Below are 22,728 nucleotides of genomic sequence, written 5' to 3'. Positions count from 1 at the left end.
CCGGCCCTACTTGCCCAGCGCCGCCTGCATCATCGTCTTGGCGATCGGCGCGGCCAGCGAACCGCCGGTGATCTCGGAGCTCTGCGCGGCGCCGTCCTCGACCACCACCGCGACCGCGACCTGCTTGCCGGAGGAGTCCTTGGCGTAGGAGACGAACCAGGCGAACGGCTTGCCCGCGTTGTCCTGGCCGTGCTGCGCGGTGCCGGTCTTGCCGCCGACCGTCACGCCCGGGATGTTCGCCCGCTTGCCGGTGCCGTCCTTCACCACCGCTTCCATCATCTGCTGCAGCTTCTGGGCGGTGGCGGGCGAGACGGCCTGGCTCATCTGGTGCTCGGAGTGGGTGGAGATGGCGTGGCCGGGCGCGCCCTCCTGGGCGACCAGGTACGGCTGCATCAGCGAGCCGTTGTTGGCGATGGCCGCGGCCACCATGGCCATCTGCAGCGGGGTGGCCCGGGTGTCGTGCTGGCCGATGGCGTCCATCGCGGTGCCGTCGGGGGAGGAGCCGCTGGGGTAGTAGCTGGCGGCGGCCCGGATCGGGACGTCCACCTTGTCGTCGTTGAAGCCGAACTTCTCGGCCTGCGCGCGCAGCGCGTCCCGGCCGAGCTCGGCGCCCAACTTGCCGAACACCGTGTTGCAGGAGATGGCCAGCGCCGAGGTCAGGGTGGCGTTCTCGCAGTCCTCGTCCGGGCTGTCGTTGACCAGCGGGGTGCTGGTGCCGGGCAGGATGTACGTCTCCGGGGTCTCGGTGGCGTCCCCCGGGTTCTTGTACTTGCCGGTCTCGAACGCGGTGGCGGCGGTGACCAGCTTGAAGGTCGAGCCGGGCGGGTAGGTCTGGCGCAGCGCCCGGTTCAGCATCGGCTGGTTCGGGTCGGCCTGCAGCGCCGTCCAGGCCGCCGAGTCGGCGTCGCTGCCGCCCGCGAAGGTGCCCGGGTCGTAGGACGGGGTGGAGACCAGCGCCAGGATCGCCCCGGTGCGGGGGTCGATCGCCACCGCGGCGCCCTTCCGGTTGCCCAGGCCCTCGAAGCCGGCCTTCTGCACCTTCGGGTCGATGGTGGTGACCACGTCGCCGCCCTGCTTGGGCTTGCCGGTCAGCATGTCCAGGGTGTTGCGGAAGAACAGCCGGGAGTCGGTGCCGGAGAGCACCGGGTCCTCCAGCTTCTCCAACTGGCTGGAGTCGAAGATCTGCGAGGAGTAGCCGGTGACCGGGGCGTACATCGGTCCGTCGATCCAGGCGCGCTTGTACTTGTAGCGCAGGCCGTTGACGAAGTCGGACTTGGTGACCGGCTGGCCGCCGACGATGATGTTGCCGCGCGGGGCGGCGTACCGGTCGTACTTCGTCCGTTCGTTGTGCTTGTTGTTCGCCCAGGCCGAGGCCTGCACGCCCTGCACCCAGTTCACCCGGACCATCAGCGCCAGGATCAGCACCAGGCAGAAGATCGACACCCGGCGGATCGGCTTGTTCACGAGGACGCTCCCCTGCTCTGGCCCGGCGCGCCGTACCCGGGCGGCCCGAACCGGTCGGGACCGGCGGGCTCCGGGATGGCCGGGGCGGGTTCGGCGGCCGGTTCGGCGGCCGGGCGGCGGGCGGTGTCGCTGATCTTCATCAGGACGGCGATCAGCGCCCAGTTGGCGACCACCGAGGAACCGCCCTGGGCCAGGAACGGCATCGTCATGCCGGTCAGCGGGATCAGGCCGGTGACGCCGCCCGCGACCACGAAGACCTGCAGCGCGAACGCCGAGCTCAGGCCGACCGCCAGCAGCTTGCCGAACGGGTCGCGGGCCGCCAGCGCGGTGCGCAGGCCGCGCTGCACCACCAGGCCGTAGAGCAGGAAGATCGCCATCAGGCCGGTCAGGCCCAGCTCCTCGCCGAACGAGCCGAGGATGAAGTCGCTCTTCGCCGCGAACTGGATCAGCCAGCTGCGGCCCTGTCCCAGCCCGGTGCCGACGGTGCCGCCGGAGCCCAGCGACATCAGGGTCTGGCCGATCTGCTCCGAGGACTGCTTGGGCGGGTGCGGTCCGAACGCCGCCATCGGGTCCAGCCAGGCGTTGATCCGGGTCTTGACGTGGTGCTCCTTGGTGGCCACCAGCGCGGCGCCGCCGAAGGACATCAGCAGACCGAAGACGATCCAGCTGGTCCGTTCGGTGGCGACGTAGAGCATCACCACGAACAGGCCGAAGAACAGGAAGGACGAGCCGAGGTCGGTCTCGAACACCAGGATCAGGATCGACAGCAGCCAGACCACCACGATCGGGCCGAGGTCGCGCCCGCGCGGCAGGTACAGCCCCATGAACTTGCGGCTGGCCAGCGCCAGGGCGTCCTTCTTCACCATCAGGAACCCGGCGAAGAAGACAGTCAGGATGATCTTGGCGAACTCGCCCGGCTGGATCGAGAAGGACCCGAAGCGGATCCAGATCTTCGCGCCGAAGTTCTCGTCCTGGGACGGGAAGAAGGCCGGCGCGGCCAGCAGCACCAGCGCCACCACCATCGAGATGTAGGTGTAGCGCTGCAGGATCCGGTGGTCCTTGAGCAGCCACATCACGCCGATGAACAGCGCGATGCCCAGGCCCGACCACATCAGCTGGTTGGTGGTCGCCGGGAAGTTGTTCTTCAGCAGCGGGCCGGCCTTGTCGAGCCGCCAGATCATCACCAGGCCGAGCCCGTTCAGCAGCGTCGCCAGCGGCAGCAGCAGCGGGTCGGCGTACGGGGCGAAGCGGCGCACCGCCAGGTGCGCGACGCCCGCCAGCACGCCCAGGCCCAGGCCGTACGCCAGGATGTTGGCGGGCAGCGTGCCGTCCATCGCCAGGCCCACGTTGGCGTACCCGAAGACCGGGACGGCCACCGCGAAGAGCAGCATCAGCAGCTCGGTGTTGCGCCGGTTCGGGACGGTCTCCGCGGTGCCGCCGCGTCCGGCCGCGCGGCGGCGCCCGGTGGCGGGCGTGCGTCCGCCGCTCACGTCGAAGGTGCTCATGCCTGTGTGAAACCCCCCGGGTTAGACCGTGGTCCTACTGGGCCGGGCAGGCGGCGGCGAGCTGCTGCTCCTGCTCGGTCAGCGGAGGTGCCGACGGCTGGGTGCCCTCGCCGGTGGCCGGGGCGTTCTTGGACTCTTCGACCTTCTTGCAGACCGTGGCCTGCGCGCGCAGGGTGTCGACCTGCTTGCGGGCGTCGGCCAGGCCGTCGGCCTGGATCTTCTTGGCGACCTGGTCCTGCTGGTAGGCCGGCAGGTACTTGAGCTCGACGTCGGAGAACTGCTGGTAGACCGAGCTCAGCTCGATGCCGACCAGGTTCTGGTCCAGGCCGCGGTAGACCGCGACGTGGCCGCCCTCGGCGCCGACGTAGTACTGGTCCTGGTTCCACTGCCAGGCGAAGAACCCGGCGCCGCCGAGCACCGCGAGCACCAGCACCCCGATCAGGGTCAGCTTCAGGCCGCGCTTCTTCTTCCGGCGGTCGACCGGGGCGTCCGGGTCGAACTCCTCGCCGGGCGCGCCGTAGCCCGCCTCGCCGCCGTAGCCGCCCTCGACGGGACCGAAGTCGCCCGCGGGGGCGCCGTAGCCCTCGGGCGGGCCGAAGTCGCCCGCGGGGGCGCCGTAGCCGGGCTGCTGCTCGTAGCCGCCCTCGTAGCCCTGGGCGGGCCCGAAGGCGCCCTGCGGGGCCTGCGGGGCCGGGCCGCGGCCCAGCCCGGCGGCGCGGCCGGCCGGGGTGTCCAGCAGTTGCGGGTCGTGGAAGTGGTGCGGCTGGCTGTCGGCGACCGCGCCGACCACGACCGGCGCCTCGGCGGCCTGGCCGCTGAGCGGGTCGGTGGCGCCGACGTCGATCACGTCGGCGACGATGCAGGTGATGTTGTCCGGGCCGCCGCCGCGCAGCGCCAGCTGGATCAGCTCCTGGACGGTCTGCTCGGGCGCGTAGTAGCTGCCGAGCGTCTCCTCCAGGGTCTGGTGGCTGACCGGGCCGGACAGGCCGTCGGAGCAGATCAGGTAGCGGTCGCCGGCCCGGACCTCGCGGATCGACAGGTCGGGCTCGACCTGGCCGCGGCCGTCCAGGGCGCGCATCAGCAGCGAGCGCTGCGGGTGGGTCTCGGCCTCCTCGGCGGTGATCCGGCCCTCGTCGACCAGCCGCTGCACCCAGGTGTGGTCCTGGGTGATCTGGTCGAGCCGCCCGTCGCGCAGCAGGTACGCCCGGGAGTCGCCGATGTGCACCTGGCCCATCCGCTGGCCGTCCCAGAGCAGCGCGGTCAGGGTGCAGCCCATGCCCTCGAGCTGCGGGTCCTGCTCGACCATCTGCCGCAGCCGCTCGTTGGCGGTCTGCACCGCCTCGTTGAGCAGGCTCAGCAGGTCGGCGCCGGGGTGCGGCTCGTCGAGCCGGACGATCGAGCCGAGGACCTCGGAGGAGGCGACCTCACCGGCCGCCGCCCCGCCCATGCCGTCGGCCACCGCGAGCAGCCGCGGCCCGGCGTAGCCGGAGTCCTCGTTCCCCTCGCGGATCAGGCCCTTGTGCGAGCCGGCGGCGAAGCGCAGCACGAGACTCATGCTGTCCGGGCCCTCCTTCGGGTGGAGCTGGTCCTCATGCGCTGACTACTTCCGCAGCTCGATGACGGTCCTGCCGATTCGGATCGGCACGCCGATCTGGAGCGGCATCGGCGTGGTGAGCCGCTGCCGGTCGAGATAGGTGCCGTTGGTGGAGCCTAGATCCTCCACCGTCCACTGCCCAGCCTGATCGGGGTAGATCCTGGCATGACGCGAGGACGCGTAGTCGTCGTCCAGCACGATCGTGGAGTCGTGCGCCCGGCCCAGCGTGATGGTCTGGCCCTGCAGCGCGACGGTCGTCCCGGCGAGCGAGCCCTGGACCACCACCAGGTGGGTGGGCTGGCCGCGGCGCTGCCGGGCCTGCGCCTGCTGGGCGGCGGCCGCGGGGGCGCCCTGGCCCTGCGGCGGACGGCCCGCCCCGGCCGGGGCGGGGGCGGCGGCCCGCTGGGCGGTCCGCGCCGTGCCCTTGGTGTTGAACAGGTCGCTGCGGATCACCTGCACCGCGACGATGACGAACAGCCAGAGGACGGCGAGGAAGCCCAGCCGCATGACCGTCAGGGTCAGATCAGACATACCGGCCCGCTTCTACCCTTCGACCTGTCGGTAGACGATGGTGGTCGACCCCAGGACGATCCGGGAGCCGTCGCGGAGCGTAGCGCGCTGGGTGTGCTGCCCGTCCACCACGATGCCGTTGGTGGAGCCGAGGTCCAGGACCATCGCGGGCGTACCGGGACGGATCTCCGCGTGCTTGCGGGACACCCCGGGGTCGTCGATCCGGATGTCCGCCTCGGTGGAGCGGCCCAGCACCACCGCGTTCTGGCTGATCTGGTGCCGGGCGCCGTTCACCTCGATCCAGCGCCGGGTGCCGGCGCCGCCATGGCCCGCGCCGGGGAAGGGCCGGACGTTGCCGGGGGCCCCGGCCGGCGGGGCGGACGGCATCGCGGGCGGGGCGGCGGGCGGCGGCGGGGCGCCGTACGGGGCGGCGGCCGCCCCCTGCTGCCAGGGCGCGCCGGGCGCGGGCGGCGTCGGCGGGCGCCCGTAGCCGGGCTGGGCGGCGGGCGGCTGGGCGGCCTGGGCCCGCTGGGGGTCCTCGGCGGCCAGCGTGCGGCTGCGCACCCGGTACAGGCCGGTGTCCAGGTCGTCGGCCTTCTCCAGGGCGACCTGCAGCGGGCCCATGAAGCTGTAGCGCTGCGCCTCCGCGTACTCGCGGACCATCCCGGCGAGCTCGTTGCCGAGCTGGGTGGCGTAGGGGCTGAGCCGCTCGTGGTCGTGCGGGCTGAGTTCGACGATGAAGTCGTTCGGGACGACCGTGCGGTCCCGGTTCCAGATGGTGGCGTTGTTGTCGCACTCGCGCTGCAGGGCGCCGGCGATCTCCACCGGTTGGACCTCGGACTTGAACACCTTCGCGAAGGTGCCGTTCACGAGACCCTCGAGTCGCTGCTCGAACTTCTTCAGGACTCCCACGGGGCACCCCCTCTCAGGGCGTCGGACGGGCCGGCTCGTCGGCTGGAAAGCGGTCTTCCGTACTGATCGTATCCACGCCCGGCCCTTCCGTACGGTTCCCCGCCTAGGTCGCGCCCGGAGGGGTACCCGCCGGACGGCCCGCTCACTCGTTCGTCCGGCCTCCGGTTGCGGGGCGTCCGGGGTCGTGCAGGGAGGGGCCGGGGAATGGATTCGCAGGTACGGCTCGGGGCGTGCTAATGTTTTCCATGTCGGAAGGGGCGCCCGAGAGGGAGCCGAACGGAAGACCCCGAGAGATGCGGTAAGCTTCTCGACAGGTCGGAAGAAGCGGTAAGCAACTGAAGACAACACCCATGCGCGGGTGGCGGAATAGGCAGACGCGCTGGATTCAGGTTCCAGTGCCCGAAAGGGCGTGGGGGTTCAACTCCCCCCTCGCGCACAGCGAAGCCCCCCAGATCTCCGGATCTGGGGGGCTTTCTCGTTCTCCGGAACGGGATCGGTCCGGCGGGGCCGACCGCCCGGGCTCAGTGGGCGGGCAGCACCGCGTGCAGGACGAAGCCGCCGTCGGGGGCGGGGCGGGCGCTGAAGGTGCCGCCGAGCAGGGCGGCGCGCTCGCGCAGGCCGATCAGGCCGTGGCCGCCGCCGGGGAGGGGGGCGTCCTCCCGGTCGGGGTGCGGGGTGCGGGCCGGCGGGGGGCCGTTGCGGACCTCGACGTGCAGCTTGCCGCCGCGCGCGGTGACCCGGACGGTGACCGGGGCGCCGGGGGCGTGCTTGCTGATGTTGGTCAGGCCCTCCTGGACGGTGCGGTACGCGGCCCGTTCGACCGCCTCGGGCCAGCGGCGGCGGCCGGGGTCGAGGCGGCTGGTGACGGCCAGGCCGCTGCCGTCGATCAGCCGGGGCAGGTCGGCGAGGGTGGGCTGCGGGGCGAGCGGGGTGCCGGGGACGCCCGCGGCGCGCAGCACGCCGACCATCTGCCGGAGCTCGTCGAGGGTGCGGACGGACAGCTCGCGGATGGTGCGGGCGCCCTCGCGGGCGGCGGGGTCGCTGCTGGAGACCTGCACCGCCCCGGCCTGGATCGAGATCAGGCTGACCTGGTGGGAGACCACGTCGTGCATCTCGCGGGCGAGCCGGGCCCGCTCGGCGGACAGCACCTTCTCGGCGAGCAGCCGGCTCTCGCGCTGGCGTCCGGCGGTGAGCTCGGTGACCCGTTCGGCGAGTTCGCGGCGGGTGCGGGCGAGCACGCCCAGGGCGGCCGGTCCGGCGCCGAGCATCACCGACTGGATGGCGTACAGGGCGTTGTCCCGGCTGAGTTCGAACAGGCCGGGGTCGAAGGGCCAGTGGAAGAACTCGACCAGGGCGAAGGCGGTGGCGCAGGCGACCGGGACGCGGGGGCGGGGCCAGGCGGCGGCGACCGAGTAGACGCCGGTGATCGGGGCCAGCCAGATCTCGTTGAAGAAGGCGCCGGGCAGGGTGAGCAGGGCCACCGGCAGCGGGTGGCGGCGGCGCCACAGCAGGACCAGGACGGAGAGCGAGGACAGCGCCAACTGCCAGGGCTCGGAGTCCTTGGCGACCAGGGCGGAGTCCATCGCGGCCAGCAGCACCGGGGCCAGCAGGGCGGTGCGCGGGGAGCGCAGCCAGGCCGGGGCCCGGCGGTGCGGCGCGGCGGGCTCCTCGGGGGTCACGCGCCGTCCCGCCGGTCGCGGACCAGCCCGGCGCGGTGGGCGAGGACGGCGGCCTGGACGCGGTTGGCGGCGCCGAGCTTGGCGAGGATGGCGCTGATGTGGTCCTTGACGGTGCCGGTCCCGAGGAACAGCCGGTCGGCTATCTCGGCGTTGGACAGGCCCTCGCCCAGCAGCGCCAGGACGTCGAGCTCGCGGCCGGTGAGCCGTCCGGCGAGGGAGGCGGCGGCGGTGTCGGGGGCGCCCCCCTCGACGTAGCCGCTGATCACGGTGCGGGCCACGGACGGGGAGAGCACGCTGCCGCCGGCCGCGAGCACCCGGACGGCGTGCACCAGCTGGTCGGGGGCGGTGTCCTTGAGCAGGAACCCGGCGGCCCCGGCCCGCAGCGCGGTGCCGATGTGCTCGTCGGTGTCGAAGGTGGTGAGCATCGCGACGGCGGGCGGCTCGGGCAGCGCGCGCAGGCGGCGCAGCACGCTGATCCCGTCCAGGTCGGGCATCCGGACGTCGAGCAGGACGACCTGCGGGGCGAGCTCGCGGGTGAGCTGCTCGGCCCGCCCGCCGGAGCAGTCGCCGACCACCTCCAGGTCGGGCGCGCTGCCGACGATCAGGCCGAGCCCGGAGCGGACCAGCACCTCGTCGTCCACGATCAGGACCCGGGTCGGCGGCATGTCTCTCCCTGCTGGGGCGGGTTCGGTCCCGGTGGCGCTCCGGCACCCCCGCCGATCGGCGGGGGTGGGAATCCGCTACCGGATTCACGCAATTCTCATCTCCGCTGGGCAACCATGGAAATCGGGGTGGAGTGCGCGGAACCGCGAGCGGATGCGCCCCGCTGATCGATCGTCTGGAATGGTTGCTGTGTCCACTGTGAAGACGGCTTCCTCTGCCGTGTCCCCCACCAACGGCGAGGACCCCGGGCCGCTGGCACGGTGGCGGCCGAAGGCCGCCGCGTCGACCGTCTGGTACCTGCGGCTGATGGCCCTGCTCAACCTGGCGGCGGTGCTGTCGGTGCCGTTCCGGGACCAGGTGGAGCGCCACAACACGGGGGAGTACTTCACCCCCTACCTGATGACCGCCGGCCTGACCTCGATGCTGCTGGCGCTGTTCCTGGCGGTGGCGATGCGCCGCCGCAAGCGGGCGGCGTGGCTCTTCAACACCGGCCTGGCCGGGGTGACGTTCCTCGGCTACCTGGCCTGGATGGCCTGGGGCGACCGCTACCGGGACCACCCGTGGAACTACTTCTCGATCGTGCTGACCGGGCTGTTCCTGGTGGCGCTGCTGGTCTCCCGCCGGGAGTTCACCTCCAAGGGCGACCGCTCCAACCCGAAGACCGCCGCGGCGGCCGCGGTGGGCGGGCTGGTGCTGGGCGGGCTGGTCGGTTCGGTGCTGGTGCAGCTGACCAACGAGGCCTCCGGCGCGGGCTTCGGCACGCGCTTCAGCTACGCGGTGCACCGGATGATCACGCTGACCCCGTCGGAGCGGGTCCAGGACGTGGTCTCGGTGCCGACCTGGGTGAACGCGGCGATCAACGCGATGAGCGCGGTGCTGTTCCTGTTCGTGCTGTGGGTGGCGTTCCGCTCGCCGCGCGGCGAGGAGCTGCAGAGCGACGAGGACCAGGAGCGGCTGCGCGGGCTGTTGGAGAAGCAGGGCGAGCGGGACTCGCTGGGCTACTTCGCGCTGCGCCGGGACAAGGCGGTGGTGTTCTCGCCGTCGGGGAAGGCGGCGGTGGCCTACCGGGTGGTCGGCGGCGTCACGCTGGCCTCGGGCGACCCGATCGGCGACCCGGAGGCCTGGCCGGGGGCGATCGACGCCTGGCTGGCGGAGGCCCGCGAGCACGCCTGGGTGCCGGCCGTGATGGGCGCCTCCGAGGAGGCCGGGGTGATCTACGCCCGGCACGGGCTGGACGCGCTGGAGCTGGGCGACGAGGCGATCGTCGAGCTGGACGAGTTCTCGCTGGACGGCCGGGCGATGCGGGTGGTGCGGCAGGCGTACAACCGGGTCAAGCGGGCCGGGTACACGGTGCGGATCCGCCGCCACGGCGACATCCCCGAGTGCGAGATGGCCGAGCTGGTGGCCAAGGCCGACCACTGGCGGGACGGCGCGACCGAGCGCGGCTTCTCGATGGCGCTGGGCCGGCTCGGGGACGCGGGCGACGGGCGCTGCGTGATGCTGGAGTGCTTCGACGGGGAGGGCGAGCTGCGGGCGCTGCTGAGCTTCGTCCCGTGGGGCGAGCACGGCCTGTCGCTGGACCTGATGCGGCGCGACCGGGACAGCGAGAACGGCCTGATGGAGTTCATGGTGATCGAACTCCTGCAGCGCGCGGAGGAGGTCGAGCTGGAACGGGTCTCGTTGAATTTCGCGATGTTCCGGTCGGTTTTCGAGCGCGGTTCGAAGTTGGGCGCCGGGCCGGTGCTGCGGCTGTGGCGTTCGGTGCTGGGTTTCTTCTCCCGCTGGTGGCAGATCGAGTCGCTCTACCGGGCGAACGCGAAATACCGGCCGATCTGGGAACCGCGTTACCTGCTCTTCGAGAAGAGCAGCGAGATTCCCCGGATCGGCATCGCCTCGGCCCGCGCCGAGGGTTTCATCACGGCGCCGAGCATGCCGGCGCTGTTCCGCCGCCGCCACGGGTGAGGAGCGCTTCCCGGCCGCGCGCGGCACGGGACGGGGCCGGTCCCTCCGCCGGGGGGCGGAGCGGGCCCGGCAGCACCCTCCGAAAGGATGAGGCGAATGGTCATCGAAGCTGATGCCGCCGGTTAACCCGGTGCGTAGCCTCGGGTACGAGGCGGATAAGAAGCGGTGGCTCGGACGGGTACCGCGTCGGACGGGAGAAACGGGCTCGTGAAGCTGATCACCCACGCGGGGGGCGTGCGACCGGAGTGGCGGGCGGTATTCCGCCGCGCCGCGGTCGCGGAGTGGGGGGAGCTCTTCGCTTCCGTGAAGGAAAGGGTGGTGCGGCGGAAATTCGCCGCGGTGCCGCTGGCGACCGCGGCGACCGCGCTGGTGCTGCTGTTCTCGGTGGTGCAGCACCTGCCGGGCGGGGACAGGTTCGTGGCCGACATCGGCGTGGTGAAGGCGGCCCTGCCGCTGGACGTGTCGCTGCTGCGGACGCCGCTGTCGCTGTACGTCCCGGCGCTGGACCTGCCGGTGTGGGGGGCGCTGGCGCAGGTGTTCCTGGTGTTCGGCGTGGCGGAGATCGTGCTGGGCCGTCGGCTGACCCTGGTGGTGGCGTACGTCTGCACCGTGGCGGGCACGCTGTTCGCCCGGGTCGGGGTGGCGCTGGGCCCGCAGCACGCGCTGGGCTTCCCGCGCTGGGTGGCGCACGTGCGGGACACCGGGCCCTCGGCGGCGGTGGTGGCGCTGGCCGTGGTGGTGGCGTTCCGCTGCCGGGCGTGGTGGACGGGCGGGGCGGTGGTGCTGGCGATGACGCTGGAGGCGCTGGTGCTGCCGAACCTGGCGGGCCTGGAGCACCTGGTGGCGATCAGCGCGGCGATGCTGATCGCGGTGTGGGTCGAGGTGTTCGGCGACTACTGGCCGCGGGTGCTGACCGGGGTCGGGGCGGCCGCGGCGGTGGCCGCGCAGCGCCGGACCAGGGCGGTCATCACCCCCTGATCCGGCGGCCGGGCGGACGGGCGGTCAGGTGCTGCGCGGCAGCGGCATCTCGAAGTAGACGACCTTGCCGACGGCCTTGCGGGAGGTGCCCCACTTCTCGGCCAGCTTGCTGACCAGGTTGAGGCCGCGGCCGTGCTCGGACATCGACTCGGCGGGCTCCAGCGAGGGCAGGTTGTGGTTGTCGTCGCTGACCTCGACCAGCAGCTTGTCGACCCGGATCAGCTGCAGTTGCACCTCGGCCCGGGCCACCCGCACCGCGTTGGTGACCAGTTCGGAGACCAGCAGTTCGACGGTCTCGGCGAGCGGGTTCAACTGCCAGGCGGTGAGCTGGTCGCGCACCAGGCGGCGGGCCCGGCCGACCTCCAGTTCGGTGACGCCGAGCTGCCAGGTGGCGACCTCGGTCGGCGGGACGCCGTCGAAGCGGGCCACCAGCAGGGCGATGTCGTCCTGCCGGTCGTCGGAGTGCAGGGTGTTCAGGACGGTGTCGCAGGCCTCGTCGGGGGTCTGCTTGGGGTCGATCAGGTTGCCGCAGAGCGCCGCCAGGCCCTCCCCTATGTCGCCGCCCCGGACCTCGACCAGGCCGTCGGTGCACAGCACCAGCATCGAGCCGTCCGAGACGTCGATCTTCTTGGTCTGGAACGGGACGCCGCCGACGCCGATCGGCGCGCCGGAGGGCAGTTCCAGCAGTTGGCCGCGGCCGTCGGGGTGCACCAGGACCGGCGGGACGTGGCCGGCGGAGGCGAGTTCGCAGGTGCGGTTGATCGGGTCGTAGACGGCGTACAGGCAGGTCGCCAGGTGGTCGTCGCCGAGCTTGTGGGCCAGGTTGTCGAGGTGGCGCAGTAGCTGGCCGGGCGGCAGGTCGAGGGCGGCCAGGGTCTGCATGGCGGTGCGGAAGCGGCCCATCGCGGCGGCCGAGTGCAGGCCGTGGCCCATCACGTCGCCGACCACCAGGGCGACCCGGCTGCCGGGCAGTTGGATGGCGTCGAACCAGTCGCCGCCGACCTCGGCCTTGCGGTCGCCCGGCATGTAGCGGTGGGCGATCTGCACGCCGGGGATCTTCGGCGGGCGGGTCGGGATCATCGAGCGCTGCAGGGTGGTGGCGACCTTGGACTCGGCCCGGTGCAGCCGGGCGTTGTCCAGCGAGAGCGCGGCGCGGGCGGCGATCTCCTTCAGGGTGTCGGCGTCGGAGCGGCCGAACGGGGCCCGGTCGGAGAGCCGCAGCAGCTTGAGGATGCCCAGCACGGCGCCGCGGGCGGACAGCGGCAGCACCAGCATCGAGCGGCCCACCACGGTCGGCTCCAGCTCGGGGCCGCCGAGCGAGGCGGCGTAGTCGACCGCGACGTCCGGCGAGATCAGCGGCACCAGGACCGGCTGGTTCTCCTGCAGGGCCAGGCCGGGCGGGGTGGAGCGCGGCATGGTCAGCAGCGCGCCCTCGTCCAGGACGTGGCTCCAGCGCTGCGAGGACGGGTTGAAGGTGCGGGCCACCCGGCGCAGCACGGCCGTGTCGTCGGGGGAGGCGGCGGGCAGTTCGCCGTCCGAGATCAGGCCGTCGAGCAGGTCGACGCAGGCGAAGTCGGCGACCCGGGGGACCAGCACCTCGCACAGTTCGCGGGCGGTGGTGTCCAGGTCGAGGGTGGTGCCGACCTGGCTGCCGACCGAGGCCAGCAGCGCGAGGTCGCCGTCGTCGGGCAGCCCGCGGACCACCTCCACGCCGGTGCCGGGGACGGCCGTCCGGCTGGGCGGGACGGCGGCGGTGGGGGCGGCGGTCGGTTCGGGGGCGGCGGCTGCGGGGTCGATGGCGGGGCCTCCCGGGTTCGGGCGGTGGGCGGCGGCTTCGCGCTGTCCGGGGACGGCGCGGGCGGGCCGCGGCGCGCCCGGCGGGGCGGCGGCGGACCCGGCAGGCGCTATCCGTACCCCGGCGCCGCCCTGGGCACCCGTCCCCGGCGCGGCGGCGTCCGTGCGGCGGGCGGCGCGCTGCTGCGGGGTCGGGTAGCGGCGGCCGATCCCGGCGGCGACCCGGGCCGTGCCGGTGCCCTCGGGGGAGGACTGGTAGGGCACCACCGGCAGCCGGGTCGCGGCGTCCACCTGCAGGGCGGGCGGTCCGGCCTGGGCGAGGGCGTCCAGCAGGCGGCGGCGGCGTTCCTCGGAGGTCGCCGGGAGGAGCGCGGCGAGCGCCTCGGCGGCGGCCGGGCCGGGCGGGGCGAACGCGGCGGCGACCTGCTGCGGGCGGGCCGCGGCGGGCGCGGCGGCGTACGGGACGAGGCGCTCGCCGAGGGCGATCCGCGGCCCGGCGGTGCGCAGCGGGCGGGCGTCGGCGGCCAGCGCGAGCAGCGAGCGGCCGGACGGTTCGACCAGCGGGTAGGCCCACCACAGCACGTCGCGCAGCCGTTCCTCGCGGTCGTGCACGGTCATCGGTCCGGCCCACGGGCCGTCCAGCACGAGGTCGTCCAGGGTGTCGAGGGCGTCGTGGCGCTGGGCGGGGACGGCGCCGTCCGGGCGGGGCTCGACGGCGGGCAGCAGACCGTGCGCGGTGCGGCCGAGGGCGACTTCGGCGCGGTGGCCGAACAGCTCCTCCGCGGTGCGGTTCCACAGGGCGATCCGGCCGTCCGGGTCGACCAGCACGGCGGCGACCCGGAGCAGGGCGACCACTCCGGAGGGGGGTGGGGAGTCGGGCTGGTCCACCATGGGTATCGGTCTGCCCCTTTTTGTTGTGCTTGCTGCTCCTCCTGGCCGGTGCGTGCGTCCTTGCGCGCGCCCTCCAATGAAGCACGGAGACGCCGGGGGGAGGTAGTTAATCGGGCAGATTCGTCAGTATCAGTTGCGTGTCGCCCGGCGCACTCCCGGACTGCTGCTATGTCACCCGATCGGGTGTGCGGCGGTCCCCGGTAGGGTGGCCAGGGTGAGCGTACCGAGCGTCGAGGTGTGGGCGGATCCGGAGCGGCAGGAGCTGGAGGAGCGGGTCGCGGCGGCCGAGCTGGCCTGGCTGACCCTGGACGTCGACGTGGCCACCCTGCGGGTGGGGATCGACAACTTCGCGCTGGCGCACCACCAGCTGCTGGGCCCGCTGTACGCCGAGCTGGACGAGCTGGACGCGCTGATCGCCGAGTCGGTGGCGGCGCTCAGCGGCGACCCGGAGGACCTGCGGCGGGCCCGGGAGGCCCGGGAGCGGGTCGAGCCGCCGCAGGAGCGCGGCCCGCGCGAGGGCGAGCCGGAGGCCCGCCGGGTGCGCCCGGACAAGGACGCCCAGCGGGTCTACCGCGAGCTGGTCCGCCGCGCGCACCCCGACCTGACCACGGACCCGGCCGAGCAGGAGCGCCGCTCGGCGTTCATCGCCCGGGTCAACGAGGCGTACGCGCTGGCCGACACCGACGGGCTGGAGCGGTTGGCCGAGGAGTGGTCCACCTCCCCGGACTCGGCGCCCGCCGTCGACTCCCCCGACCGGCTGGCCTGGCTGCGCCAGCGCCTGGAGTGGCTGACCGGCCGGATCACCGCGCTGGCGGTGGAGCGCGTCCGGCTGGAGCGCACCCCGATGGGCGAGCTGCTGCTGCTGCGTCCCGACGAGCCGGAGCGGCTGCTGGAGGAGCTGGCCGAGCAGTTGCTGGCCACCGCCGCCGACCGGCAGGCGAGGTTGGCCGCGCTGCTGCCCGACAATGGCGGGAACACACCGTCCGACACCCCTCAGGAGACCCCCACGATGTTCGCTCAGCTGCCCACCGCCGACGCCGCCTCGGTGCCCGCCGACGCCGTCCTGCTCGACGTCCGCGAGCAGGACGAGTGGGACGCCGGGCACGTGGAGGGCGCGCTGCACATCCCGATCGGCGAGGTGGTGGCCCGCCTCGACGAGCTGCCCGAGGGGCGGCTGTACGTGGTGTGCCGGGTCGGCGGGCGCTCCGCGCAGGTCGTGCAGTACCTGGTGGCGGGCGGCCGGGACGCGGTCAACGTGCACGGCGGGATGTTCGCCTGGGAGGCCGCGGGCCGCCCGATGGTGAGCGGCACCGGGCAGGAGCCGTTCGTCCTGTAGCGGCCGCGAGGGCTCCGGCCCCTGTTCGAACGCGTGGGCGGTGCGGCAGGATGTCGGCCGTGCGCGTCTGGTCCAAGCCCGCCCGGGTGGTGCTGGTGGTCGCCGGGGTGGGCCTGGGGGCCTGCGTCCTGGCGTTCCTTGGCGCGCTCTTCCTGCACGTGGCGCCCGCGAACTCGGTGTCGAAGGAGTACCGGTCCCAGGTCGACTGGGTGGTGTACCCGGAGTTCGAGCAGAACTGGAAGCTGTTCGCGCCGGACCCGCTGCAGCGCAACGTCGCGGTGGACGCCCGGGTGCAGAGCGTCGGCGCGGACGGGACGGTCGTCACCGGCGAGTGGCACGGCCTGAGCGCCGAGGACTGGGCGGCGATCCGGCACGACCCGGCGCCCAGCCACCGGGACCAGAACCTGCTGCGCCGGGCCTGGGACTTCTACGAGTCGACCCACGGCGAGGGCGACGCGCGGGCGGTGCCGGGCTCGCGCGGGCAGTTGGCCGAGCGGTACCTGGAGCGGATCGCCCTGCAGCGGATCGGCTCCGCCGGGGGCCGGGTGATCCAGGTCCAACTGCGGGCCACCGTCACCGCCGTCGCCCCGCCCGCCTGGAGCCGGGAGCAGGTCGACACCGCCCCGCAGGTGCGCGAGCTGCCCTGGTGGCCGGTCCAGCCCGAGGACGGGAAGGGCCTGTCGTGACCGCCCCCGCCCCGGCTCCCGCCCCCGCTCCGGCTCCCGCCGCCGCCGTCCGGGCCGCGCTGCCGCGCCTGCTGACCACCCTCGCCCCGTACCAGGCCGCCGTGGTGCGGATCGGCACCGCGGGGACGTGGGGCGCCTACCTGCTGCGCGAGTGGGGCGACCGGCGGGTGCTGTACGGGGACCGCTCGCCCTGGTCGGCGGAGCTGAACGACCGGCTGCTGGCCGACACCCACGCGTTCACCGCGCTGTCCTGGAGCGACGGCCGCTGGTGGTTCGAGGCGGTGTACCTGCTGGCGCTGCTCTCGGCCGGGGCGGTGGCGGTGGGCTGGCGCACCCGGGCCTCCACGGTGCTGTTCGCGCTGACCGTGCTGTCGCTGCAGAACCGGAACGTGTTCCTCGGCGACGGCGGCGACAACCTGGTCCACCTGATGGCGATCTACCTGGTCTTCACCCGCTGCGGCGCGGTCTGGTCGCTGGACGCCCGCCGCCGGGCCCGCCGGCCGGGCAAGGACCCGGCCGAGTGGGGCGAGCCGCGGGCGCTGGCCGACGCGCTGGCCGCGATGCTGCACAACTGCGCGATGCTGGTGATCGCCGTCCAGGTGGTGCTGGTGTACGCCACGGCCGGCTGGTACAAGGTGCAGGGCGGCCGCTGGCAGGACGGCACCGCGGTCTTCTACCCGCTGCAACTGGACTACTTCAGGCCCTGGCCGGAGCTGTCCGGGCTGCTCGGCGGCAGTCTGCTGGTCACCTTCGCGCTGACCTACGGCACCGTGGTGATGCAGGTCGGCTTCCCGTTCTCGCTGGCCGCCCGGCGGCTGAAGAACGTGCTGCTGGCGGTGATGGTGGTCGAGCACCTGGCGATCGCGCTGCTGCTGGGGCTGCCGTTCTTCTCGCTGGCGATGGTCTCGGCGGACGCGGTGTTCCTGCCGACGTCCTTCCTGTTGGCGGTGCGGGGGCGGGCGGCGGGGTGGTGGTCGGCCCGGCGGGCGGCCCGGCGGGCGGGCGGTGCGGCGGAAGGGCCGGTCGGGGCGGCCGAGGCCGAGCCGGTGGGCGGGGCCGACGGCTGACCGGTCGGGCGACCGACGGGCCGGTGGGCGAAAAGTCGTTAAGCTCGCGGTATGTCCTGGTTCACGGCCCTGCGCGACACCGCGAAGGCCGGGCTGACCGTGGACCGTTCGCTGACCAATCCCAGGCGGGCGCTGCGCGGGGCGCTGGCCGCCGCGCTGGTGGTCTTCCCGACCCTGCTGCTGTTCGGGCCCGCGCAGGCCACCTCGGCCGCGATGGGCGCGTTCATCGCGGGCACCGCGACCTTCCAGCGCTCGTTCCGCCCGCGCGCCTCGCTGGCGCTGGTGGCGGCGGCCGGGCTGGGCCTGTCGACCTTCCTGGGCTACGTCGCGGTCGGCATCCCGGGGGCGTACCCGGTGCTGCTGGCGCTGTGGGCGTTCGGGGCCGGGCTGGCCTGGGCGATCGGGCCGACCGCGGGCGTGGTGGCCGCGAACACGCTGGCCGTGATGATGGTGGTGGTGCAGCTACCGGTGTCGGTGCCCACCGCGGTCGAGCACGGGCTGCTCTGCTCGGTCGGCGGCGCCGTCCAGGCCCTGGTGGTCACGCTCTGGCCGATCGACAGCTGGCGGGCCCAGCGCGACGCGCTCGCCGACATCTACGCCGGGCTCGGCGACTACGCCCGCCGCCTGCGGCACGACCCGGTGGCGCAGGTCGACCCGGAGCCGTTCATCGTCGGCCGGCAGGCCGCCAGGCTGACCGCCCGCCAGGCCAGGCGCCGCCCGCCCGAGCTGCGCGGCCTGCGCACCATCGCCGAGCGGATCCGCCCCGCGCTGGCCGCGCTCGCCGACCCGCGGGTCGGGGCCGCCGAGGAGGGCCCGGAGCGGGACCGGGCCCGCGAGGTGCTGGCCGCCGCCGCCGAGGTGCTGGACGCGCTGACCCGGGCGATCCGCAGCGGCGACCCGCTCCGGCTGCCCAAGGACACCCCCGGCCTGGCGCTGGCCCGCCCGGGCAGCGGCAGCGGCGAGGACCTGCTGCGCGGCGCCGCCCGCCGCTCGGCCCGCCGGCTGTCCGGCCTGCTGGGCCGGGCCGCCGACCGGCTCGACCGGCAGGACCGCGGCACCGTCCCGGCCCGCACCGAGCCCACCACCGGCCTGCGCCGCCCGCCGCTGGTCGAGGTCGCGCCCGCCGCGCTGGCCACCGTCGGGCGGCAGTTGCACCGGCACTCGGCGATCTTCCACCACGCGGCGCGGATGGCGGTCGTGGTGACCGCCGCCTACCTGGCGGCCCGGCTGCTGCGGATCGAGCACGGCTACTGGGCGCCGATGACCACGGCGATGGTGATGCGCCCGGACTTCGCGCAGACCTTCAGCCGCGGCGTCGCCCGGGTGGCCGGGACGGCCGCCGGGGTGCTGCTGTCCACCACCGTGGTGCAGCTGTTCGACCCGGGGGACTGGGTGCTGGCGGTGCTGGCGGTGTGCTGCATGGGGCTGGCGTACCTGACCATGCGCACCGGGTACGCGGTGACCACGGTGGCGATCTCCTCGTACGTGGTGTTCCTGCTCGGCCTGCAGCCGGGCGACCCGGTGCGGCTGGCGGTGGACCGGGTGTCGATGACGCTGCTGGGCGGGTTCGTCGCGCTCGCCGCGTACGCGCTGTTCCCGACCTGGCAGACCGCCCGGCTGCCGGAGCGCCTGGCCGAGTGGCTGGCCTCGGCGGGGCGGTACGCGGCGGCGGTGTTCACCGCGTACGGGGACCCGGCGGGCGGGCACGCGGAGAAGGACGTGCGGCCCGCGCTGCTGGACGTGCGGGAGGCGCGCAGCGAGATGCTGGCGGCGCTGGACCGGGCCGAGGTGGAGCCGGTGCGGCACGACGAGCAGGTGCTGCGGGAGCTGACCCGCAAGCAGTTCGACAAGGCCCGCTCGGCGGTCGGCATGCTGGACCGCTCGACCGTCCTGCTGGAGGCCCACCTGCCGGGCGAGGACGCCCCGCCGGTGCCGGGCGCCGCCGCGTTCGGCGAGGAGCTGCGGGACGCCACCGCGCTGGCCGCCGCCGCCGTCCTGCTCGGGCAGGACGTCGACTTCACCGAGCTGCGCGACGCCCACCGCACCTGGGACCACCAGCTGGCCGCCCTGCCCCGGGACGACCGGATCGACGTCACCCGGGCCGGGGCCCGGCTGGTCATGCAGGCCCTCACCGAGCTGGAGCGCTCGGTGCGGACGCGGCAGCGGCCGGCCAGGCCCGAGCCCGTACCGTTGGGGGCGTGAGCGACACCTCGGTGCCCCAGCTGGGCGAGCAGTACGACGACCTTGGCGACGACCGGGAGATCGGCGTCGGCCCGCACCCCGAGCCGTGGCCGGACGACCCCCGGCTGGACCCGGAGCTGCTGGCCGCCGGGGACCGCCGCAACGTGGTCGACGGCTACCGCTACTGGCGGCACGAGGCGATCGTCGCGGACCTGGACACCCGGCGGCACGGCTTCCACGTCGCGGTCGAGAACTGGCAGCACGACTTCAACATCGGCTCGGTGGTGCGCACCGCCAACGCCTTCCTGGCGCGGGAGGTGCACATCGTCGGGCGGCGGCGCTGGAACCGGCGCGGCGCCATGGTCACCGACCGCTACCAGCACGTGCGCCACCACGGCTCGGTGGCCTCGCTGGCGGCCTACGCGGCGGAGCGCGGGCTGCCGGTGATCGGGATCGACAACCTGCCGGGTGCGGTGCCGTTGGAGACCTTCCGGCTGCCGGAGCGCTGCGTGCTGCTGTTCGGGCAGGAGGGGCCGGGGCTGACCGCCGAGGCGTGGGAGCACGCGGCGGCGGTCTGCTCGATCGCCCAGTTCGGCTCCACCCGCTCGATCAACGCGGGCGCGGCCGCCGCGATCGCCATGCACGCCTGGGTGCGGGAGCACGCCGCGCCGTCCTGAGCGCGCTCCCGCCGGCCGGGCTCAGGAGAACAGCAGCCGCCAGGTGTGCGGGCCGGGGTAGCCGTCGGCCTCGGCGCCGCTCCAGCCCTGGGCGCGCTGGAAGGCCGCGACGTTGAGGCGGTCGGCCTCGCCCCAGTCCCGGCTGGGGCCCTCCCGGTAGGCGGCGCCGAAGCCCTTGGCGACCAGTTGCCGTCCGAGCAGCAGCACGTCGTCGTTGACCCGGCCGGGGCCGAAGCGGTCGGCGCCGGGGAAGGCCGGGGCCTGCGCGGGCGGCGGGGGCTGCGGGGTGCCGGGGGCCGGGGTGGTCGGGGCGGGGGCGGTCGCGGGCGGGATGTCCTTGCCCTTGTGGTGCACCAGGTAGTCCCAGGTGTCCCTGCCCGGGTAGCCGTCGGCCTCGGCGCCGCGCCAGCCCTGCGCCAGTTGGAACGCCTCGGTGGCCTTCCGGTCCGCCTCGCCCCAGTCCGGGCTGGGCCCTTCCTCGTAGAACCGCCCGCCGCCCCGCTCGACCAGCATCTTCCCCAGCCTGGTCACGTACGCGTTGACCTTCCCCGGCCCGAACTTGTCCGCCCCGGGGAAGGCGTCCGGGTCGTCCGGCGCGGGCATCGGCTGGCTCAGGCCCTTGTAGCGGTACGGGAGGTAGCCGCTCGCGTTGCTCCAGTACGCGTACGGGGTGCTGCGCTTGGTGGTGCCCGGGCGGGTCTGCTCCAGTGCGGTGTACCTGGTGCGCGCCGCGTCGACCCAGCCGCCGAACAGGACGGTGTGCGAGCCGCCCTCGGGGTCCTTGGGGTTGTTGTAGATCAGCGCGTCGCCGGGCTGGAGGTCGTCCTTGGTGATCCGGTCGGCGAAGTCCGGCAGCGTCCAGGTGGTCTGGCTGCTGCCCAGGCCCCAGGCCATCGAGACGAAGCCCGAGCAGTCCTGGCGGTAGCCGTCGGACCAGTACCTGGCCATGCTGTACGGCACCTTCTGGTCGACCCAGCTCTGCGCCCGGCGCAGGATCTCCGCCCGGGTGGTGGCGGGCCGGGCGGCTATCGAGGCGCGGTCCCGGGCGTCCGCGCCGTACGGGCCCGCGACCTCGCCCTGCGGGGAGTCGGGTATCAGCGGGCTGCTGTCGGTGCGCGGCGCGGCCGCGGCGAGGGAGGCGGCGGGGCCGCCCAGGACGCCGCCGACGGCGGCGAGCAGGACGGCCGCCTGGCGGGCCCGCAGGGGGCGGTGGCGGGGGGAGCGGACGGCGCGCGGCCGGGTCCGGTGGCGGTCGGTGCAGCCGCCGCAGGTGCAGGAGTCGTCCGGCTCGACATCGCTGAACTCCATCAGCACGGGGGTCCCGCCTTTCCTCGGTGAGCTCGCTGAGTGGGACTCACGTTCCTCGCGAGCGGTGGCGCGGACCACCTGATGGGGCGCCGGGCAGGGCGGTTCGGGTGAACGGGCGCACCGCGGGGTCGGGCGTGGCGAGGGGCGAAACGGGGCCAATGGGGTGAAACGGGCGAAAGTGCATGAAACGGAAGGAAAGGTGATAAAGGGGAGCGAATGGGAGGGAAAGGGAAGGATAGGGAAGATTCGGGAGGGAAGTGGAGGGGCGGGCGGCTGCGGCGGGGCTCACTCCCACTGCCAGCGGATGCCGACCTGGCCGGGCTGCTGGTCGGCGGTGAGCACGTGGGCGCTGGCGGAGGCGCCGATCCACAGCGGCTCGCGGTGCCGGTCGACCTCGGTGCCGGGGGTGCGGTCGAACCGCTCGCACTGCACCGGCACGGCGGCCGGGTCGAAGTGCACCTGCAGCACGTACTCGCGCACCGGGGCGGGGAAGAAGCGCCCGTAGTCGGTGGTGGGGCCGGAGTCGGGGATCTGCACCTCGTACTCGAGGACGGTGGAGTCGCCCAGGGCCAGCGGCCGGTCGAGCAGCAGCTCGGCGACCAGCAGTCCGCTGAGCGGGCGGCGGCGGACCCGGCCGAGGCGGGCGTGCCGGACGGAGGTGATCTCCGGGCAGCTCTCCACGCCCTCGTCGGCCTGGTGGACGACCACGTGCCGGGTGACCCCGTCCACGGTGGCGCGCACCACCTGGCGCATCCGCAGCAGGTGGCCGCGGCGGGAGGCGTCGACGTAGTAGGCGTCGTGGATGGACTGGCGTTCCAGTTGGCCGGCCGGCGGGGCGTCCAGTTCGGCGAACACCTCGACCAGTTCGGCCTGGCCGGGCCAGACCTGCTCCAGCCGCAGGCCGTCGGGGGTCGGGCCCTGGGTGACCCAGCGGCCGCGCGGGCGGGGCGGGCCGAGCAGGGCGGACAGCGCGGAGTGGCGCAGGCCGAGGAGCTCCTCCAGCAGGTGGACGGCGCGCAGCGAGGTGGCGCGCTCGGGCTGGCTGCGGCCGCGGCGCCAGTAACTGAGGGTGGTGACGCTGATCCTGACGCCCTGTTTGGCCAGCGCGGCGCGGATCCGGTCCAGGCTCAGGCCGCTGCTCTCGATGGCGGCGTTGAGCGCCTCGGCGAAGCCGCCCGGCGGGGCCGGGGGGCCGGTCGGCGGCGGCGGTGGCGGCTGCTCGCCGCTGTGGTCGCGCTGGCCGACCAGTCGGAGCCGGCCGGCGTGCTGCGGTTGTTGCGAGCCCATGCGACACCTTCCCCACCCGGCGGGTTCGGCGGGATCACCCCCGGCTCCACGGTGCTCGGGCGGTGCGTCGGTGGTGCGCCGCCGAGCGTGTGGGAACCCTATGAGGGTTGAGAGGCTACGTCATTAATCAGGACATATGACAGTGGTCACGACAAGCATTTCGCAAGCGGACCGAACCGGCAACACTGCCGACACACAGGTGCCGGGGGACCCGCGGAGGGGTCCCCCGGCACC

Annotated in this window: 17 protein-coding genes and 1 tRNA gene; 8 read left to right on the top strand and 10 right to left on the bottom strand. The window is 74.1% G+C overall.

Annotated elements, in window-relative coordinates; translation table 11 throughout:
* Positions 1-6: 6 nt before the first annotated feature.
* The 5 genes from ACFY00_RS05990 to ACFY00_RS05970 are packed head-to-tail and all read right to left on the bottom strand — an operon-like array spanning position 7 to position 5,985.
* Positions 7-1,464, bottom strand: a complete 1,458-nt coding sequence (locus ACFY00_RS05990) for a peptidoglycan D,D-transpeptidase FtsI family protein (RefSeq protein ID WP_388027690.1) — start codon at positions 1,462-1,464, stop codon at positions 7-9.
* Positions 1,461-2,954 (bottom strand): FtsW/RodA/SpoVE family cell cycle protein, encoded by a 1,494-nt coding sequence (locus ACFY00_RS05985; RefSeq protein ID WP_388028012.1) that lies wholly within the window; start codon positions 2,952-2,954, stop codon positions 1,461-1,463. Before ACFY00_RS05985 ends, ACFY00_RS05990 begins: the two co-directional genes overlap by 4 nt.
* Before the next feature lie 49 nt (positions 2,955-3,003).
* Positions 3,004-4,524 carry a PP2C family protein-serine/threonine phosphatase gene (locus ACFY00_RS05980; RefSeq protein ID WP_388027688.1) on the bottom strand — a complete coding sequence of 507 codons (1,521 nt, stop codon included), beginning with the start codon at positions 4,522-4,524 and terminating at the stop codon, positions 3,004-3,006.
* Between the two features lie 45 nt (positions 4,525-4,569).
* Positions 4,570-5,094 carry an FHA domain-containing protein gene (locus ACFY00_RS05975; RefSeq protein WP_388027685.1) on the bottom strand — a complete coding sequence of 175 codons (525 nt, stop codon included), beginning with the start codon at positions 5,092-5,094 and terminating at the stop codon, positions 4,570-4,572.
* Between the two features lie 12 nt (positions 5,095-5,106).
* Positions 5,107-5,985 (bottom strand): FhaA domain-containing protein, encoded by an 879-nt coding sequence (locus tag ACFY00_RS05970; protein ID WP_388027683.1) that lies wholly within the window; start codon positions 5,983-5,985, stop codon positions 5,107-5,109.
* A 352-nt stretch (positions 5,986-6,337) separates the two neighbouring features.
* Between ACFY00_RS05970 and ACFY00_RS05965 the strand changes: the two genes are divergently transcribed.
* A tRNA-Leu gene (locus ACFY00_RS05965) sits at positions 6,338-6,421 on the top strand.
* A gap of 85 nt (positions 6,422-6,506) precedes the next feature.
* Here ACFY00_RS05965 and ACFY00_RS05960 read toward each other — a convergent pair.
* Together ACFY00_RS05960 and ACFY00_RS05955 are read right to left on the bottom strand one after the other, a co-directional pair.
* On the bottom strand, positions 6,507-7,664 hold the full coding sequence (locus ACFY00_RS05960; RefSeq protein ID WP_388027681.1) for a sensor histidine kinase: 1,158 nt from the start codon (positions 7,662-7,664) through the stop codon (positions 6,507-6,509).
* Entirely contained in the window at positions 7,661-8,329 is a 669-nt protein-coding gene (locus ACFY00_RS05955; protein ID WP_388027680.1) for a response regulator, read from the bottom strand. The genes ACFY00_RS05960 and ACFY00_RS05955 overlap by 4 nt, the downstream gene beginning before the upstream one ends.
* Positions 8,330-8,546: 217 nt before the next feature.
* Here ACFY00_RS05955 and ACFY00_RS05950 point away from each other — a divergent pair, with 217 nt between their 5' ends.
* Together ACFY00_RS05950 and ACFY00_RS05945 are read left to right on the top strand one after the other, a co-directional pair.
* The gene (locus ACFY00_RS05950) at positions 8,547-10,289 is read left to right on the top strand and encodes a phosphatidylglycerol lysyltransferase domain-containing protein (RefSeq protein WP_388027677.1); all 1,743 of its coding nucleotides are present in this window, start codon (positions 8,547-8,549) and stop codon (positions 10,287-10,289) included.
* A gap of 318 nt (positions 10,290-10,607) precedes the next feature.
* Positions 10,608-11,267, top strand: coding sequence for a hypothetical protein (locus ACFY00_RS05945; protein WP_388027676.1), 660 nt, complete (start codon positions 10,608-10,610; stop codon positions 11,265-11,267).
* A 24-nt stretch (positions 11,268-11,291) separates the two neighbouring features.
* Here the strand turns inward: ACFY00_RS05945 and ACFY00_RS05940 are convergent, their stop codons facing one another.
* The gene (locus ACFY00_RS05940; protein WP_388027675.1) at positions 11,292-13,952 is read right to left on the bottom strand and encodes a SpoIIE family protein phosphatase; all 2,661 of its coding nucleotides are present in this window, start codon (positions 13,950-13,952) and stop codon (positions 11,292-11,294) included.
* 214 nt (positions 13,953-14,166) lie between these two features.
* Between ACFY00_RS05940 and ACFY00_RS05935 the strand changes: the two genes are divergently transcribed.
* Genes ACFY00_RS05935 through ACFY00_RS05915 form a run of 5 tightly spaced genes read left to right on the top strand, consistent with a single transcriptional unit; the run spans position 14,167 to position 19,899 of the window.
* Positions 14,167-15,288, top strand: coding sequence for a rhodanese-like domain-containing protein (locus ACFY00_RS05935; protein ID WP_388027673.1), 1,122 nt, complete (start codon positions 14,167-14,169; stop codon positions 15,286-15,288).
* 59 nt (positions 15,289-15,347) lie between these two features.
* The gene (locus ACFY00_RS05930) at positions 15,348-15,974 is read left to right on the top strand and encodes a DUF5819 family protein (RefSeq protein ID WP_388027671.1); all 627 of its coding nucleotides are present in this window, start codon (positions 15,348-15,350) and stop codon (positions 15,972-15,974) included.
* On the top strand, positions 15,971-17,041 hold the full coding sequence (locus tag ACFY00_RS05925; protein ID WP_388027670.1) for an HTTM domain-containing protein: 1,071 nt from the start codon (positions 15,971-15,973) through the stop codon (positions 17,039-17,041). The genes ACFY00_RS05930 and ACFY00_RS05925 overlap by 4 nt, the downstream gene beginning before the upstream one ends.
* Positions 17,042-17,092: 51 nt before the next feature.
* A complete protein-coding gene (locus ACFY00_RS05920) occupies positions 17,093-19,243 on the top strand; it encodes an FUSC family protein (RefSeq protein ID WP_388027667.1) in 2,151 nt (716 codons plus the stop codon).
* Positions 19,240-19,899, top strand: coding sequence for a TrmH family RNA methyltransferase (locus tag ACFY00_RS05915; RefSeq protein ID WP_388027665.1), 660 nt, complete (start codon positions 19,240-19,242; stop codon positions 19,897-19,899). Before ACFY00_RS05920 ends, ACFY00_RS05915 begins: the two co-directional genes overlap by 4 nt.
* 21 nt (positions 19,900-19,920) lie before the next feature.
* Here the strand turns inward: ACFY00_RS05915 and ACFY00_RS05910 are convergent, their stop codons facing one another.
* Together ACFY00_RS05910 and ACFY00_RS05905 are read right to left on the bottom strand one after the other, a co-directional pair.
* On the bottom strand, positions 19,921-21,207 hold the full coding sequence (locus tag ACFY00_RS05910; RefSeq protein ID WP_388027664.1) for a peptidoglycan-binding protein: 1,287 nt from the start codon (positions 21,205-21,207) through the stop codon (positions 19,921-19,923).
* A gap of 285 nt (positions 21,208-21,492) precedes the next feature.
* Positions 21,493-22,494, bottom strand: coding sequence for a hypothetical protein (locus ACFY00_RS05905; protein WP_388027662.1), 1,002 nt, complete (start codon positions 22,492-22,494; stop codon positions 21,493-21,495).
* Positions 22,495-22,728: the final 234 nt, after the last annotated feature.

Origin of the sequence: Kitasatospora sp. NPDC001540 (genome assembly GCF_042894345.1) — a bacterium.
GTDB lineage: Bacteria > Actinomycetota > Actinomycetes > Streptomycetales > Streptomycetaceae > Kitasatospora > Kitasatospora phosalacinea_C.
The sequence above is the reverse complement of the archived record's forward strand: the minus strand, read 5'-3'. Positions and strand labels throughout refer to the sequence as shown.

Bases quoted from the DNA above. Each gene is read 5' to 3' on its own strand.
- ACFY00_RS05980 (WP_388027688.1), bottom strand. From the start codon at position 4,524: ATGAGTCTCGTGCTGCGCTTCGCCGCCGGCTCGCACAAGGGCCTGATC.
- ACFY00_RS05975 (WP_388027685.1), bottom strand. From the start codon at position 5,094: ATGTCTGATCTGACCCTGACGGTCATGCGGCTGGGCTTCCTCGCCGTC.
- ACFY00_RS05955 (WP_388027680.1), bottom strand. From the start codon at position 8,329: ATGCCGCCGACCCGGGTCCTGATCGTGGACGACGAGGTGCTGGTCCGC.
- ACFY00_RS05940 (WP_388027675.1), bottom strand. From the start codon at position 13,952: ATGGTGGACCAGCCCGACTCCCCACCCCCCTCCGGAGTGGTCGCCCTG.
- ACFY00_RS05920 (WP_388027667.1), top strand. From the start codon at position 17,093: ATGTCCTGGTTCACGGCCCTGCGCGACACCGCGAAGGCCGGGCTGACC.
- ACFY00_RS05910 (WP_388027664.1), bottom strand. From the start codon at position 21,207: ATGGAGTTCAGCGATGTCGAGCCGGACGACTCCTGCACCTGCGGCGGC.
- ACFY00_RS05905 (WP_388027662.1), bottom strand. From the start codon at position 22,494: ATGGGCTCGCAACAACCGCAGCACGCCGGCCGGCTCCGACTGGTCGGC.